Origin of the sequence: Serratia sp. CY33802 (assembly GCF_052169095.1) — a bacterium.
In the GTDB taxonomy this organism is placed as follows: Bacteria; Pseudomonadota; Gammaproteobacteria; order Enterobacterales; family Enterobacteriaceae; genus Serratia; species Serratia bockelmannii.
On record NZ_JBJNLL010000002.1, the window covers coordinates 1,009,428 to 1,023,483 of the forward strand.

The 14,056-nt window shown below is 63.8% G+C and carries 14 protein-coding genes; 5 read left to right on the forward strand and 9 right to left on the reverse strand.

Annotation, left to right across the window (positions count from 1 at the left end; all coding sequences use genetic code 11):
• Nucleotides 1-134: 134 nt before the first annotated feature.
• Entirely contained in the window at nucleotides 135-953 is an 819-nt protein-coding gene (locus ACJ8HA_RS11410) for a pyridoxal phosphatase (protein ID WP_043137190.1), read from the forward strand.
• 31 nt (nucleotides 954-984) lie between these two features.
• On the opposite strand, the gene modC is transcribed toward ACJ8HA_RS11410, so the two are convergent.
• The 9 genes from modC to ACJ8HA_RS11455 all read right to left on the reverse strand — a co-directional run bounded on the left by modC (nucleotide 985) and on the right by ACJ8HA_RS11455 (nucleotide 9,698).
• Entirely contained in the window at nucleotides 985-2,052 is a 1,068-nt protein-coding gene (gene modC / locus ACJ8HA_RS11415; protein ID WP_049203786.1) for a molybdenum ABC transporter ATP-binding protein ModC, read from the reverse strand.
• A complete protein-coding gene (gene modB, locus ACJ8HA_RS11420) occupies nucleotides 2,053-2,742 on the reverse strand; it encodes a molybdate ABC transporter permease subunit (protein WP_019454005.1) in 690 nt (229 codons plus the stop codon).
• Nucleotides 2,739-3,512: a molybdate ABC transporter substrate-binding protein gene (gene modA, locus ACJ8HA_RS11425; RefSeq protein ID WP_049208975.1), complete on the reverse strand. Its 774-nt coding sequence runs from the start codon at nucleotides 3,510-3,512 to the stop codon at nucleotides 2,739-2,741. Before modA ends, modB begins: the two co-directional genes overlap by 4 nt.
• Before the next feature lie 158 nt (nucleotides 3,513-3,670).
• Nucleotides 3,671-3,820, reverse strand: a complete 150-nt coding sequence (locus ACJ8HA_RS11430) for an AcrZ family multidrug efflux pump-associated protein (RefSeq protein ID WP_004939813.1) — start codon at nucleotides 3,818-3,820, stop codon at nucleotides 3,671-3,673.
• 146 nt (nucleotides 3,821-3,966) lie between these two features.
• Nucleotides 3,967-4,728 carry an ABC transporter ATP-binding protein gene (locus tag ACJ8HA_RS11435; RefSeq protein WP_405050716.1) on the reverse strand — a complete coding sequence of 254 codons (762 nt, stop codon included), beginning with the start codon at nucleotides 4,726-4,728 and terminating at the stop codon, nucleotides 3,967-3,969.
• Between the two features lie 23 nt (nucleotides 4,729-4,751).
• On the reverse strand, nucleotides 4,752-5,777 hold the full coding sequence (locus tag ACJ8HA_RS11440) for a FecCD family ABC transporter permease (RefSeq protein ID WP_197832616.1): 1,026 nt from the start codon (nucleotides 5,775-5,777) through the stop codon (nucleotides 4,752-4,754).
• A 1-nt stretch (nucleotide 5,778) separates the two neighbouring features.
• The gene (locus tag ACJ8HA_RS11445; protein ID WP_148123203.1) at nucleotides 5,779-6,534 is read right to left on the reverse strand and encodes a class I SAM-dependent methyltransferase; all 756 of its coding nucleotides are present in this window, start codon (nucleotides 6,532-6,534) and stop codon (nucleotides 5,779-5,781) included.
• Between the two features lies 1 nt (nucleotide 6,535).
• The gene (locus tag ACJ8HA_RS11450) at nucleotides 6,536-7,531 is read right to left on the reverse strand and encodes an ABC transporter substrate-binding protein (RefSeq protein WP_442515346.1); all 996 of its coding nucleotides are present in this window, start codon (nucleotides 7,529-7,531) and stop codon (nucleotides 6,536-6,538) included.
• Nucleotides 7,532-7,535: 4 nt separating this feature from the next.
• Nucleotides 7,536-9,698 (reverse strand): TonB-dependent receptor, encoded by a 2,163-nt coding sequence (locus ACJ8HA_RS11455; protein WP_089180639.1) that lies wholly within the window; start codon nucleotides 9,696-9,698, stop codon nucleotides 7,536-7,538.
• Nucleotides 9,699-9,886: 188 nt separating this feature from the next.
• Here ACJ8HA_RS11455 and modE point away from each other — a divergent pair, with 188 nt between their 5' ends.
• The 4 genes from modE (at nucleotide 9,887) to ACJ8HA_RS11475 (ending at nucleotide 13,910) form a co-directional block, all read left to right on the forward strand.
• Nucleotides 9,887-10,678 (forward strand): molybdenum-dependent transcriptional regulator, encoded by a 792-nt coding sequence (gene modE, locus ACJ8HA_RS11460; protein ID WP_442515347.1) that lies wholly within the window; start codon nucleotides 9,887-9,889, stop codon nucleotides 10,676-10,678.
• Between the two features lie 90 nt (nucleotides 10,679-10,768).
• On the forward strand, nucleotides 10,769-12,256 hold the full coding sequence (gene modF, locus ACJ8HA_RS11465; protein ID WP_325977799.1) for a molybdate ABC transporter ATP-binding protein ModF: 1,488 nt from the start codon (nucleotides 10,769-10,771) through the stop codon (nucleotides 12,254-12,256).
• Nucleotides 12,257-12,351: 95 nt separating this feature from the next.
• Nucleotides 12,352-12,924 carry a cysteine hydrolase family protein gene (locus ACJ8HA_RS11470; RefSeq protein ID WP_148123199.1) on the forward strand — a complete coding sequence of 191 codons (573 nt, stop codon included), beginning with the start codon at nucleotides 12,352-12,354 and terminating at the stop codon, nucleotides 12,922-12,924.
• A 167-nt stretch (nucleotides 12,925-13,091) separates the two neighbouring features.
• Complete coding sequence (locus ACJ8HA_RS11475) at nucleotides 13,092-13,910, forward strand: CPBP family intramembrane glutamic endopeptidase (protein ID WP_049203774.1); 819 nt, start codon at nucleotides 13,092-13,094, stop codon at nucleotides 13,908-13,910.
• Nucleotides 13,911-14,056: the final 146 nt, after the last annotated feature.

Genomic DNA, 14,056 nt, shown 5'->3' on the forward strand with positions numbered 1-14,056 from the left:
TTCGATTGCTCCTAGCTTACCGCACATCCGTCGCATGGCAACCCTGCTTAGCACCGGATGTTCACGCGGTTTTCTCCGTTGGCTATCCGGTGTACCATCGGATTAATTTTATGGCTAACGATAACGAGAACCCTATGAGCTACCGCGTCATCGCCCTCGATCTTGACGGCACCCTGCTGGACAATCAAAAACGCATCTTACCGCAGTCGCTGGAAGCGCTGGCGCAGGCGCGCGCCGCCGGCGTCCAGGTGGTGGTGGTCACCGGCCGCCATCACGTCGCCATCCATCCGTTCTACCAGGCGCTGCAGATAGACACGCCGGCCATCTGCTGCAACGGCACCTACCTGTATGATTTTCAGCAGAAAAAGGTGCTGGCCGCCGATCCGCTGGCGAAAGATCAGGCCAAACAGGTGCTGCAGATGCTCAAACAGACCGACATTCACGGGCTGATGTACGTTGACGACGCCATGCTGTATCAGGAACCGAGCGGCCACGTGACCCGTTCGCTGGCCTGGGCGGAAACCCTGCCTGCGGCGCAGCGCCCAACGCTGCTGCAGGTCGGCAGCCTGGCGCAGGCGGCCGACGACGCGCAGGCGATCTGGAAATTCGCCACCTCGCACGCCGATATTCCGGCGCTGCGCGAGTTTGCCGACACGGTGGAAAAAGAGCTGGGGTTGGCGTGCGAATGGTCCTGGCACGATCAGGTGGATATCGCCAAAGGCGGCAACAGCAAAGGCAAGCGCCTGCGCCAATGGGTGGAATCGCAGGGACTGAACATGGATCAGGTGGTGGCGTTCGGCGACAACTACAATGATATCAGCATGCTGGAAGCGGTCGGTTTGGGCGTGGCGATGGGCAACGCCGATGACGCGATCAAGGAACGCGCCGATCTGGTGATCGCCGATAACCTGCAGCCGGGCATCGCCGAGGTGATCCGCACCCGCGTACTCTAGTCTTTTCGCCCTCCCGCCGGGAGGGCCTGTCTTAGCGGCTCTCGCGGCTGATCGACACGCTCTTCACCTGCGCGTACAGCCACTGCCCGGGGCGGATCGCCAGTTCGTCTCGCGCCCACGGCGTGATGCGCGCCCACAGCACGTGTTCCCCGACCGCCAGCTTCACTTCCACCTGCCCGCCCACGTCCAGACACTCGCTGACCTTGGCCGGCAAAACGTTGCGAATGCTGCTGTTGACCGGCGGTTGCAGCACCAGCGAGACGTCGGCGGCATTGATGCGAATGCGCAGCTGAGTGCCCAGTTCGGCGTCGATGCCGCTGACCCACAGCCGCTGATCGCCGAGCGCCAGCGCGGTCATGGCATAGCGTTGATGATGCTCAATCACGCTGACGCGCAGCACGCTGCTCTGATCTTCACGCTGCAGCCACGGCCGCAGCGCGCTGCTGGCCCAGACGGCTTCCAGCCCGCCGAACGCGCGCACCTCGCCGCGATCCAGCACCATCACCTGCTCGGCCAGACGCAGGATCTCGTCCAGGCTGTGGCTGACGTAGAGGATAGGGATGTTGACATCCTGCGCCAGCCGCTCCAGATACGGCAGCAGCTCGCGTTTGCGCGGCAGATCGAGCGAGGCCAGCGGTTCGTCCATCAGCAGCAGTTCCGGCGCGGTCAGCAGCGCGCGGCCGATCGCCACCCGCTGTTTTTCACCGCCGGAGAGCGTCAGCGGCAGCCGATTGAGCAGTGGCCCGATGCCCAACAGCTCGACAATGGTATTGAACTGCGCGCGCATGCCGGCCGCCATGCCGTACTGCAGGTTGCCGCGCACCCGATAATGCGGGAACAGGCGCGCATCCTGAAATACATAGCCGATACGGCGCTTTTCCGGCGGCAGGCAGAGACCGGTGGCGGTATCCACCAGCGTGCGGCCATTGAGCGCGATACGCCCCTGTTGCAAACGGGTCAGGCCGCCGATGGCGTTGATCAATGAAGTTTTACCCGCGCCGGACAGGCCGAAAATCGCGGTGATGCCCTGCGCCGGCAAATCGGCGCGGACGTTGAGATTAAGGTCGCCCAGCTGCTGCGAGAAATCCAGCTCCAGCATTTACACCCCCATCCGTTTGCGGCCCCAGCGGGCCAGCCATTCGGACACCATCAGGGAAGCCAGCGACAGCACGATGGCGATCGCGCACAGACGCGCGGCGGCGGCTTCCGCCCCCGGCGTTTCGATCAGCGTATACATCGCCAGCGGAATGGTGCGGGTTTCACCGGGAATGTTGGAGACAAAGGTGATGGTGGCGCCGAACTCCCCCAGCGAACGGGCAAAGGCCAGCACCACGCCGACAATGACGCCGGGCAGCGACAGCGGCAGCGTGATGGTGAAAAACACCCGCCACGGGTTGGCGCCCAGCGTGCGCGCCGCCTGCTCCAGCCGGGTATCCACCGCCTCCAGCGCCAGCCGGATGGCACGCACCATCAGCGGAAACGCCACCACCGCCGATGCCAGCGCGGCGCCGCGCCAGCTAAAGCTGAAGCTGAAGCCGAACCAGTCGTACAGCCACTCGCCGATGACGCCGCGCCGCCCCATGGCGATCAGCAGCAAATAGCCGACCACCACCGGCGGCAGCACCAGGGGCAGGTGAATGACGCCGTCCAGCAGCGCCTTGCCGGGAAAGCGGCAACGCACCAGCACCCAGGCCATCAGAATGCCGAACGGCAGGCTGCAGACCACCGCCAAACCGGAGACTTTCAGGCTCAGCTCAACCGCCTGCCACTCGTACTCACTCAGAATCATTTACGCGGGGTGAATCCATAATGTTCAAAAATAGCGGCGGCTTCCGGGCCCTTCAGATAGGTATAGAAAGCGCTGACCGTCGGATTTTGACGATCTTTCACCATCGCCATCGGATATTCAACCGGTTTGTGGCTGTCTTCCGGGAATACGCCCACCACTTTCACCTTGTCGCTGGCGACCGCGTCGGAGCCGTAGACGATGCCAAGCGGCGCTTCACCGCGCTCCACCAGCGCCATCGCGCTGCGCACGTTGTTGGCGCGCGCCAGTTTCGGCTCCAGCGCGCTCCAGGCGCCCAGGTGTTCCAGCGCCTCTTTGGCGTAGATGCCGGCCGGCACGTGATCCGGATCGCCCACCGCCAGGCGGCCGCCGCTGAGCAACTTGGCCCAGTCGGTCTGCTTGTCGATGGCGATCTTGTCTAGTTTATCGCTCTTGGCGGCGATCAGCACCAGCTCGTTGCCCAGCAGCGTGTAACGGGTGTCTTTCACCATCTGCTGCTTATCGATGGCGTAATCCATCCACTGCTGATCGGCGGAGATAAACAGATCGGCCGGAGCGCCCTGCTCAATTTGGCGCGCCAGCGTAGAAGACGACGCGAAGGAGGAAACCACCTGCACGTCCTTGCCTTTTTGATATTGGGTGGCGATGTCCTGCAGCGCGTTGGTCAGCGACGCGGCGGCGAACACGGTGATCTTTTCCGCCGCCGAGGCCTGAGCCACCAGGCCCGATGCCAACACGATCCCGCCAACCCATTGGGTCCATTGCTGTTTCATTGTTTTTCTCCGCAAGTTAACGTGCATTATCACTCTTCGTTATATAAAAAATAATATAACGTGGCGCGAAAGCTTGTCATGCGGTTTATCGGCAAAGCGTGAGATAACTTGAGGAATGCCCGCCGGGCGATGCCGACGGGTATCGGGATAGGGAACGGTCAGTGCTGGGTGCGGTTTTCTTTCGAACGGCCCACTTTGGAGAAGACGTTGAACACTTCGCCAAAACCGTAGATCAGACCGAGAATGAGCGCCATGACCACCGGCACCATCACCACGGCGAATAACAGACTTTTCAATAATTCCAACATGATAGCCTCGCTTAACTGCCCATTGAGCGGCAAATGCCTTTCACCGCATATCGGGTTATTCTAACCCAAAAAAATCGCTAAAACCGGAGTTATTTTAGCCAGCGAGGCGAAATTGTGATCGGCCAAACGTGCCCTTTTGACCGATCTCATCCCGCCGCGGGGTAATAGATCAGCGGCGGCGCATAGCCGGCGGGCGCCGCCAGCCGGGCCTCCACCCCGTATACCGCGCGAATGTGCTCCGGCGTCAGCGCCTGCTGCGGCGTGCCCGCCGCACAGATCCCGCCCCGCTGCAGCAGCGCGACCCGATCGCAATAACAGGCCGCCAGATTCAGATCGTGCAGCGTCACCACCACGCTGAGCTTCAGCCGCCGCAGCAATGCCATAAACTGCTGCTGATGAGCGATATCCAGGTGGTTGGCGGGTTCGTCCAGCAGCAGCCACGGCGTTTGCTGCGCCAGCGCGCGCGCCAGGTGCACCCGCTGCTGTTCACCACCGGACAGCCGCTGCCAATCGCGATCGGCCAGGTGGCTGATGCCCACCTGCTCCATCGCCTGCCCGGCGAGGCGGCGATCCTCGGTACCAAAACCGCGCCAGCGGCCGATATGGGCCAGACGCCCCAACAATACCGCCTCCTTCACCGGCAGCGCGAAAGTGCCGGGGGCGGATTGCTCGAGAAAAGCGATGCGCCTGGCGCGTTCCCGCGCGGAAAACGCGGCGATCTCGCGCCCCTCCAGCCAAACGCGGCCGCCGGCGGCGGGCTGCAGCCCGGCCAACAGCTTGAGCAGCGTGGATTTACCGCTGCCGTTGACGCCGAGCACGCCGGTGATCTCACCGGGCAAGGCGCAGAAACTGAGGTTTTCCAGCACCGTGCGCGCGCCCACTCGCCAACTTACCCCCTCGGCGCACAGACCGGATTGCGTTTTTTCAACCGTCATGCATTGACCTTCCGATACAGCAACAGCAGGAATACCGGTACTCCCAATAGCGCCGTCAACACGCCGACCGGCAGTTCGCGCGGGGCAAACAGCGTTCTGGCCAGCGTGTCCGCCGCCACGGCGAACAAAGCGCCGCACAGCGCGCTGGCCGGCAACAGCTGACGATGCCGCGAGCCGACCAGCCGCCGGGCGACGTGCGGCACCGTCAACCCGATAAACCCCACCGCGCCGCTGAACGCGACGATCGTCGCCGTTAGCGCGGTGGTCGCCACATACAGCAGCAGCTTCAGCGGGGCCACCGCCACCCCCAGCGAAGCGGCGGTCACGCCGCCGAACGCCAGCGCGTCCAGCTCACCCGCCCGCAGCCAGCAAAGCAGCAGCGTCGCCGCCAGCGCCAGCCCGCACAGCCCGACCTGTGGCCAGCGCGCGTCGCTGAACGATCCCAGCAGCCAGAACATCACGCCGCGCGTGGCGTTGGCGTCTGCCTGCCAGAGGGTGATCAGCGAAGTCAGTGCGGAGAGCAGTTGCGTCACCGCCACCCCGGCCAGAATAAACAGCGTGGACTCCCCCTGCAGCGAACGCCCGGCCAGCAACATCACCAGCGCAAACGCCCCCAGCGCGCCGCTAAACGCCCCGCCGGACACCGACAGCAGGCCGCCCCCCAGCCCCAATACCAGCACCGTCACCGCCCCCACGCCCGCGCCGGAGGAGATCCCCAGCACCCAGGGATCGGCCAGCGGGTTGCGGGTCAGCGACTGCAGCACGGTGCCCGCCAGCGCCAGCCCGGCGCCGGCCACCGCCGCCAGCAGCGCGCGCGGCATCCGCAGCGACCAGATGATGCGCTGATACACCTCGGCATCGGTCGCCGCGCCGCCGCTGACGCCGAATACGATGCGCCAGGCGTCGTGCCACGCGATCGGCGCAGGCCCCGACAAGGTGGCGCTCAGCAGGGCCATCGGCAGCGCCGCCGCCAGCAACAGCAACCAGCCGGTCTCACGGCCGGGCAGTAACCGCCGGCTCATGCTATTTCCAACCTGCGATCACATAGTCGTCCAACAGCTGCCACACCGTCCCCGCCTCGCTGAAACCGGCCTGCCTGAGGGCCGCGAGCTGGAAATCCACCGGCGTCGGCGGCGGCACCGGGCGGCCGGCGAATAGCGCCTCACGCTCGGCCTGATAAGCGGCCAACGCCGGCAATTGCAGCGCGCCGGCGAACCAGCGATCCCAATCCTCGACGCCGTTGTCCCAGGCGCGTTGCTGGGTCTGCTCATCGTGCCGCTCGGCCAACGCCTTCAGCCGTGGCTGACGGTGGTCATAGCGCTGATGATCGGCATTGAGGAATACGCCGCCGTCGGCCAACAGCCCGGCGACGTTGCGGTACAGCGCCAGTTGCTGCTCCGGCATCAGCCAGTGCAGCGCCGTGCTGGACACCGCCGCCTGCGGCGCGGGGCCGGACAGCGCGGAAAAACAGGCCGGATCCGCCAGATCGGCCTGCAGAATGCGGATCCGATCGCCATACTCCGCCAGTGCGCCGCGCGCCACCGCCAGCAGCAACGGATCGAGATCGATGGCGGTTACCCTGGCCTGCGGAAAGCGCTGCAAAATGCGCAGGCTCAGCGATCCCGGGCCACAGGCTAGATCCACCACGTGAAAATCCTGGCCGACGGCCAGCGCCAGCACCTCCAGCTGGGCGTTAAAACGCGCTTCCCGCTCGGCGATGTAGGCCGCCTGCTGGCGATCCCAGGAGTCCAGCAGCGAAGATAATGAAACGGCAGTCATATCAAGGTTCCTTGTTGGAAAAAGTCGCAGCCTGCGGCGGCAAGGCCGCCAGGCCCCGAATCAAACGGCCCAGCGCCGCCACGGTGCGGGCGGAAGGGTCCATGTCGTAACCGGGGAGGATCACGTAGCGCCGCTGACGCACGGCGCGCAGCGTCGCGGTCAGCGGGTGATGCTCCAGAAAGGCGATCTTGTCCGCTGCGCTGTCGCCGAAGCCGCCGCGCGGCAGATCGCCAAGCACGATCGCATCCGGATCGCGGGCGGCGATAACCTCCCAGGATACCGTCGGCCACAGCTCGGGCCGATCGCCGAACAGGTTCTCGCTGCCGATGCTGCGGCTCAGCAAACCTGGTGCGCCGCAGCAGCCGGCCACGTAGGGCGTCTGCGTGCCGGCATACCACCACAGCAGACGTAAATGCGGCAGCGGCGCGCGCTGCGCCTCAAACGCCTGCAGTTGCCCGCGCAGCCGCGCGATCGGCGCTTCACCGCCGCGGCTGACGTTGAAAATGCGCGCCAGCTCCCGCAGCTCGGTGAAGATGTCTTCAAACGTCAGCGCAGCGGCGATCGCGCTTTGCTGGCCGCTGCAGGCGCCGGGAGAGAGGTAAGTGCCGATGCCCCATTCCGCCAGCCGCGTCCGATCGGGCGTTTCCGGGCTGTGCAGCCAGTAATAGCTGGCCGAATAGACAAAATCCGGCCGCATCAGCAGCAACGCTTCCGCCGTGGGCGGCGCCGGGCTGGTGGGCGCCCGCAGCGCATCGGCCGACGCCGTCGGCGCGGGATCGCGCATGCGGTCATACCCGACCACGCCGATTGCACGGGCGGCCAGCCCCAGCGCCAGCAGGTTTTCCAGCGCCGGATTGGCATAAACCAGCACCCGCTGCGGCGGCTGCGGGTAATCGCGCGTGACCCCGCAATTTTGCAGGCTGACGCTATCGGCACGCAGCGGCACGCCCCCGCCCAACCCCAGGGCGCACAACAACAGGCAAAGCCGGCGTTTCACGCCGTCAGAACCTGACCGACACGAAGGTTTCATAGCTGCGCGGCGGCGCGATCAGCGCCTGATCCGGGTAGGTGCGCTGATAGGCGTACAGCTGGTTGGTGGCGTTGCGAATGCGGAAACCGACATCGACGATCGGCGTCAACTGATAATCCACCGCCAGATCGAGCGTGGTGTACGCGCGCATCTTGCGCTGGTTGGCGTCGTCGTTATAACTGCTGCCGACGTAGCGCAGCGAAGAAGCCAGCCCCAGGCGCGCCGTCGCCTGATAATGCACGCTGAGGTTGGCGGTCCAGTCCGGGATATAGGCCGGGCGATTGCCGTTGTAGCTGCGCAGCGGGCTACCGCCGCGATAGTCGTCGTAGCGGGCGTGCGTGTAGGCGGCATTGCCGGCCAGCTCCCAACGATCGTCGGGACGCAGCACCACGCCAAGCTCGATGCCGCGCGACGTCTGCCTGCCTACCGCGTTCAACGCATCCGGCCGCTGCGCGTCGGGCACAAACAGGTTGTCCTTGCGCAGTTCGTACAGCGCCAGCGTCGCCTCTCCCTTGTTATCCCAAAACTGCCCTTTGGCGCCGGCCTCCCACTGGCGCGCTCGCGTCAGCGGCAGATCGGTCTGCGTCGGGCTGAGGAAGAACAAATCGTTGCCCGGCTCCTGGCCGGTGGTGTAGTTGGCGTAAAGCGTGAGGTTATCGGTCAGTGCATAGCTGGGGCCCAGGCTCCAGGTGCTGAAAACGTAGGTGCGCGCGCGGCTCTCTTCCTGCGGCCCCTGGAAGCGCCAATCCATGTTCATATGGTTGTAGCGCAGCTGGCCCAGCAGCGCTAAACGCTCGGTCAGGCTGAAGCGGTCTTCAAGAAAGGCGGCGTACTGATTCTGAGTGACGTGGCGCACCGGCGCACGCTGGCTGGCGGTGCCCTGAGCGAACGGCTCTCTGGGCGGCGCGCCGAGCGGCACGTCCTCGGAGCCGGGGAAACCGTTGGAGTAGTACTGAAAATGCCGCTTGCTCAGATCGAAGCCGACCAGTAACCGATTATCGAAACCGGCGATAGCGCGATCGAACACCAGCGAACTGCGGTTGCCGATCAGATCGTCGTCGTGCGCCAGAGCGCCGAAAGAGTCGCGGTTGACGTCGCCGGGCCGGGCCGCCGCCGCGACGCGGAAACGCTCGACGTTGCGCCATTCGCGAAAGCCGCTGTAGTAATAGAATTGGTTATGCCACTCCACTTCGGGCGTCATAAACCAGTCCAGACTGGCCTGAAATGCGGTGGCGTTGCTCTGGATACGGCTGTCGGTCAGGTTGTTGTAATTGATGTCGCGCAGCTCGCCGGCAATGCGCCCATTCAGCAGCGGCGTGCCGTAGTAAGGGTTGTTGGTGCGGTTGAGCATGCGGTCCAGGCTCAGCGTCAGCAGCGCATCGTCCGTCAATTTAAACAGCAGCGAGCCGGATACCCGCTTCTGCCGATCGCGTTCATACTGCACGTTGCTGCCGCTGTCGTTGCCGCTGACGTCCAACCGGTACGCCATCACATCGTCCACCAGCGCGCCGCCGGCCCCCAGATGCAAACGCTGGCTGCGGTAGCTGCCGAGGCCATAATCGAGCTCGAACGGCTGCCGGTTGAAGGTCGGCCGCCGCGAGATCAGGTTGACGCTGCCGCCTGCGGCGCTCAGCCCGTTCAAGGCCGACCCCGGCCCACGCAGCACCTCGATGCTGTCGTAATGCGCCGGATCGCCCAGTTGCAGCGTACTGCCGGGCATCTCTACGCCGTTATACAGCCAGGCGATCGGCCGAAAACCGCGTGCGGAAAAGTTGTTGGACAACGTTGGCGAAGCGACGCCGGACAGACCGGTAGCGTGCTCGACGGCGGCGGCCAGCGAACGATCGCCCCGCTGTTGGATCGCCCGCGCGCTGATAATATCGACGCTGCGCGGCGTCTCCCGAGCGGTCAGCCCGATCTGCGAAGCGCTGCGGCTCACGGCGTTCAACGCATCGTAACGCCCGGCGGGGGCCGCCGCCTCCACGGTGAGCTGTTCTTCACACCCCGTGGCATTGCGGGCTTTATCGCAGTCGGCGGCGAAAGCCAGCGGCGCTGTCAGTGCGCCGCCGATCCATGCGGCGGCAAGACATAAAGATTTTTTGGGCGTGCCAAGACGCCGGCGTGTCGTACTCATGTGGAGCATCCCTGTGGTGAAATAAAAACCGGCCGCAGCCGGCGTAAAGCCTTATCGTTTTTCTGTTATGTTATATTATTACAATATTACAATACCAGTCTTTATTGCCCCACTCTCCCACGCACGGCGTTTGGCGCTTTGCCGCCAAATCGGCGACAATACGGTTTTTGCCGTCGACAGGATGCGCTATGCAGGCCGAAATTCTTCTGACTCTCAAACTCCAGCAAAAGCTGTTCGCCGATCCGCGCCGCATCGCGCTGCTGAAACAGGTGCAGCACACCGGCTCCATCAGCCAGGGCGCCAAACTGGCGGGCATCAGCTACAAAAGCGCCTGGGACGCCATCAATGAGATGAACCAACTGGCGGAACACACGGTGGTGGAACGCGCCACCGGCGGCAAAGGCGGCGGCGGCGCGCATCTGACGCACTACGGCCAACGGCTGATCCAGCTGTATGACCTGCTGGGCCAGGTGCAGCAAAAGGCCTTCGACGTGTTGCAGCAGGACGATCTGCCGCTCGACAGCCTGCTGGCGGCCATCTCGCGCTTCTCGCTGCAAACCAGCGCGCGCAATCAGTTCTTCGGCACCGTGATCGAACGCGATCATCAGCAGGTGCAGCAGCACCTGGCGATTTTGTTGAACGACGGCACCACTCGCCTGACGGCGGCCATCACCCAGCAAAGCGCCGACCGGCTGCAGCTGGTGCCCGGCAAAGAGGTGCTGGCGCTGATCAAAGCGCCCTGGGTGCGGTTAAGCGTCGAGACGGGGGAGCATACCGGTGCGGATAACGCGCTGGCGGGCGTGGTAGCCGGCATTCAGCCGGGGGCCGAACACAGCGAGGTGCTGGTGACGCTGGCGGGGGGCGAAACCCTGTGCGCCACCCTGACGACGGCGGAGTTGCAGCGCCTGCAGCTGAGCGTCGGCGCCGCCGTACACGCCCTGTTCAACGCCGACCACGTGATTGTCGCCACGTTGTGTTAAGCGCAACGTAACGTTGCGTTTTTGCTGATTGACATCACCGTGCAATGCGCCTATTTCTAAGGCAAATAATTGCAAAAAAAGGAACAGGTGATGTCGTCGTTGCACATTTCGCAAGGTTCATTCCGCTTAAGCGATACCCGTACCCTGACGTTGGACGCGCTGGCGATCCAGGCCGGCGACAGCTGGGCCTTCGTCGGCGCCAACGGCAGCGGCAAATCCGCCCTGGCGCGTGCGCTGGCCGACGAACTGGTTCTGCTGAGCGGCGAACGGCGCAGCGATTTTCAGCACGCGGTGCGCATCTCCTTCGAACAGCTGCAAAAAATGGTCAGCGACGAGTGGCAACGCAACAACACCGACCTGCTCAGCGCGGACGAGGACGATACCGGCCGCACCGCGGCGGAGATCATTCAGGAAGAGGTGAAAGACGCCGCGCGCTGTGAGCGGCTGGCCGCGCAGTTCGGCATCACCGCCCTGCTGACGCGCCGCTTCAAGTACCTCTCCACCGGCGAAACGCGTAAAACCCTGCTGTGCCGGGCGCTGATGCCCGAGCCTGACCTGCTGATCCTCGACGAACCCTTCGACGGGCTGGACGTTCACTCGCGCGCGCAGCTCGCCGCGTTGCTGAGCGAGCTTTCCGCCCAGGGCCAAACCGTGGTGCTGGTGCTCAACCGGTTCGACGAAATACCGGATTTTGTCCGGCAAGTGGGCGTGCTGGCGGACTGCACCCTGACCAGCCGCGGGCCGCGCCGCCAGGTGATGGCAGACGCGCTGGTGGCGCAGCTGGCACACAGCGAAAACCTCAGCGGGCTGGCGCTGCCGGAGACCGAGGATCCGACGCAAAAGGTGGCCCTGCCGGCGGATCGGCCGCTGATCGTCCTGCGCGACGGCGTAGTCAGCTATAACGATCGACCGATCCTCAATCATCTCGACTGGCAGGTTAACCCCGGTGAACATTGGCAGATCGTCGGCCCGAACGGCGCCGGCAAGTCCACGCTGCTGAGTTTGATCACCGGCGATCATCCGCAGGGCTACAGCAACGATCTGACGCTGTTCGGCCGCCGCCGCGGCAGCGGGGAAACCATCTGGGAGATCAAGCGCCATATCGGCTACGTCAGCAGCAGCCTGCATCTGGATTATCGCGTCAACACCAGCGTGCGCAACGTGGTGCTGTCGGGGTTCTTCGATTCGATCGGTATTTATCAGGCGGTCTCGGATCGTCAGCGGCAGCTGACCGAACAATGGCTGGCGCTGCTCGGGCTCGACGGCGCGCGCGGCGACGCTACGTTCCACAGCCTTTCCTGGGGCCAACAGCGGCTGGCGCTGATCGCCCGCGCGCTGGTGAAACACCCGGCGCTGCTGATCCTCGACGAACCGCTGCAAGGGCTGGATCCGCTCAATCGCCAGCTGGTGCGCCGCTTCATCGACGTGCTGATCGGCCAGGGCGCCACCCAGTTGTTGTTCGTTTCGCACCATGCCGAAGACGCGCCGCAGTGCATCACTCACCGCCTCAGCTTCGTGCCCGACGGCGAGGGCGGCTACGGCTATCAACACCAGCGGCTGGAGGCGGCCTCCGCCTGAAACGCGGCGTAAACATATCCGGCAACACTTCACCGCAGCACATCACATTTGGCCTTTTATCATAGAAAGAAAGAAGGCCATTTTCTGGAGACGCCATGTCCGCTGCGTTGATTATCATCGACCTGATCGAGGATCTGATCGGGCCCAAAGGGCGCGCCAACCACTGCCGTGAACAGGTGGTGGCAACCCACCTGCTCGCTAACGTCAATGCCGCCACGGCCTATGCCCGGGTGCGAAAAATTCCGGTGATCTGGGTGCGGGTGGGATTCGCCGACGATTATCATGATATCCCGCCCCACTCGCCGTTGTTCAACCATCTCAAGCAGATCGGTGCGCTGCGGCTAAATGGCCCGGGCTGCCGCTGGGTGCCCGACCTGCATCAGGAAGAGAGCGATCTGCAGTTTGAAAAAACGGCGGTTAGCGCCTTCTCCGGTAACAATTTGTTAGCCTGGCTGCGGCAACATCGGTGCCACCATTTGCTGCTGGCGGGCATCAGCACGCCGCTCGCCATCGAAAGCACCGCACGTCAGGCGCACGACGCCGGCTTTCAGGTGACCGTACTGCACGATCTGTGCGCAGCCCCTACGCAGGAGATCCACCAGCAGAGTCTGGATACCCTGCAAAACCTGGCCGAAATCACCCGTTCGCAGGCATGGATGAAAGGCTGACCCGCATCGCCGACGATCGTGTGGGCCGGCATCATGCACGGATGCATCACTGCCCCGACCTTTAGCGTCATCCTGGTGTGCTACTATCCGCTCTAGCGCTCAATTTCGCCATCATCGCACGCCGCAAAGGCGCTGAGCGCCGTGTACATATTTTAAAGGGACATATTATGTGGGGCGTACTGGCTGCTTCGTTATTTTTCTTGCCGTTTAACCGGCTGATAGCCTGGGTGATCCTGGCCGCCTCGGCGGGTATGGGGCTTTATCATGGGGTATTGACGCCACTCAGCCTGAGTTATCTGCTGGCGATCGTAGCGCTGGCGGGGTTGCGTCACCATTTTCGCGCGCAGCGCAATCTGGCGATCGCGCTCGAAGGGTTGGTGGTCGCCAGCTGCGTGGCGCTGTTTTTGCATCTGGTGCCGGGCATCCACAACCAGCTGATGATCGACGGCGAAAAAGCCGGCCCGCTCAGCGCGCCGTTCACCATGTATTACAACTTCGATAAGGCGATGGTGCCCTTCCTGCTGTTCGCCTGCTTGCCCACGCTGTTTTCCGCCGAACGCGACGGCAACGCCGGCAGAGCGGGCTGGATTGCGCTGCTGCTGGCCGTGCCGGCGCTGTTGCTGCTGGCCGTAGCGCTGGGCGGCTTAAAAATCGAGTTGCATGCGCCCGCCTGGATCCTGCCTTTCGTGATGGCGAACCTGTTCTTCGTCTGCATGGCCGAGGAAGCGCTGTTTCGCGGCTACCTGCAACAGCGCCTCAGCCAGTGGCTGGGCGCCTGGCCGGCGCTGATCGTCGCCTCCCTGGTGTTCGGCGCCGCACATTTGGCGGGCGGTATGCTGATGGTGATCTTCGCAACCCTCGCCGGGGTGATCTACGGCCTGGCGTGGATGTGGAGCGGCCGTCTGTGGGTGCCGATTCTGTTCCATTTCGGGCTTAATCTGACCCATCTGCTGTTCTTCACCTACCCGCTGTATCAGCATTCTTAACGGCTGACGCCGGCAGAGAGCCCCTCTCTGCCGGCTGGTCGGGTGAAAACGCTATCACCAGCACCTCACCGTATGACCTCAATCATGCCGCCCCCTGCTTTTCTCCACCCATCCAGCGCTTTTTAATGAAGTGTAAACGATTCCAT

Bases quoted from the DNA above. Each gene is read 5' to 3' on its own strand.
- ACJ8HA_RS11410 (WP_043137190.1), top strand. From the start codon at position 135: ATGAGCTACCGCGTCATCGCCCTCGATCTTGACGGCACCCTGCTGGAC.
- modC (WP_049203786.1), bottom strand. From the start codon at position 2,052: ATGCTGGAGCTGGATTTCTCGCAGCAGCTGGGCGACCTTAATCTCAAC.
- modB (WP_019454005.1), bottom strand. From the start codon at position 2,742: ATGATTCTGAGTGAGTACGAGTGGCAGGCGGTTGAGCTGAGCCTGAAA.
- modA (WP_049208975.1), bottom strand. From the start codon at position 3,512: ATGAAACAGCAATGGACCCAATGGGTTGGCGGGATCGTGTTGGCATCG.
- ACJ8HA_RS11430 (WP_004939813.1), bottom strand. From the start codon at position 3,820: ATGTTGGAATTATTGAAAAGTCTGTTATTCGCCGTGGTGATGGTGCCG.
- ACJ8HA_RS11440 (WP_197832616.1), bottom strand. From the start codon at position 5,777: ATGAGCCGGCGGTTACTGCCCGGCCGTGAGACCGGCTGGTTGCTGTTG.
- ACJ8HA_RS11445 (WP_148123203.1), bottom strand. From the start codon at position 6,534: ATGACTGCCGTTTCATTATCTTCGCTGCTGGACTCCTGGGATCGCCAG.
- ACJ8HA_RS11455 (WP_089180639.1), bottom strand. From the start codon at position 9,698: ATGAGTACGACACGCCGGCGTCTTGGCACGCCCAAAAAATCTTTATGT.
- modE (WP_442515347.1), top strand. From the start codon at position 9,887: ATGCAGGCCGAAATTCTTCTGACTCTCAAACTCCAGCAAAAGCTGTTC.
- modF (WP_325977799.1), top strand. From the start codon at position 10,769: ATGTCGTCGTTGCACATTTCGCAAGGTTCATTCCGCTTAAGCGATACC.
- ACJ8HA_RS11470 (WP_148123199.1), top strand. From the start codon at position 12,352: ATGTCCGCTGCGTTGATTATCATCGACCTGATCGAGGATCTGATCGGG.
- ACJ8HA_RS11475 (WP_049203774.1), top strand. From the start codon at position 13,092: ATGTGGGGCGTACTGGCTGCTTCGTTATTTTTCTTGCCGTTTAACCGG.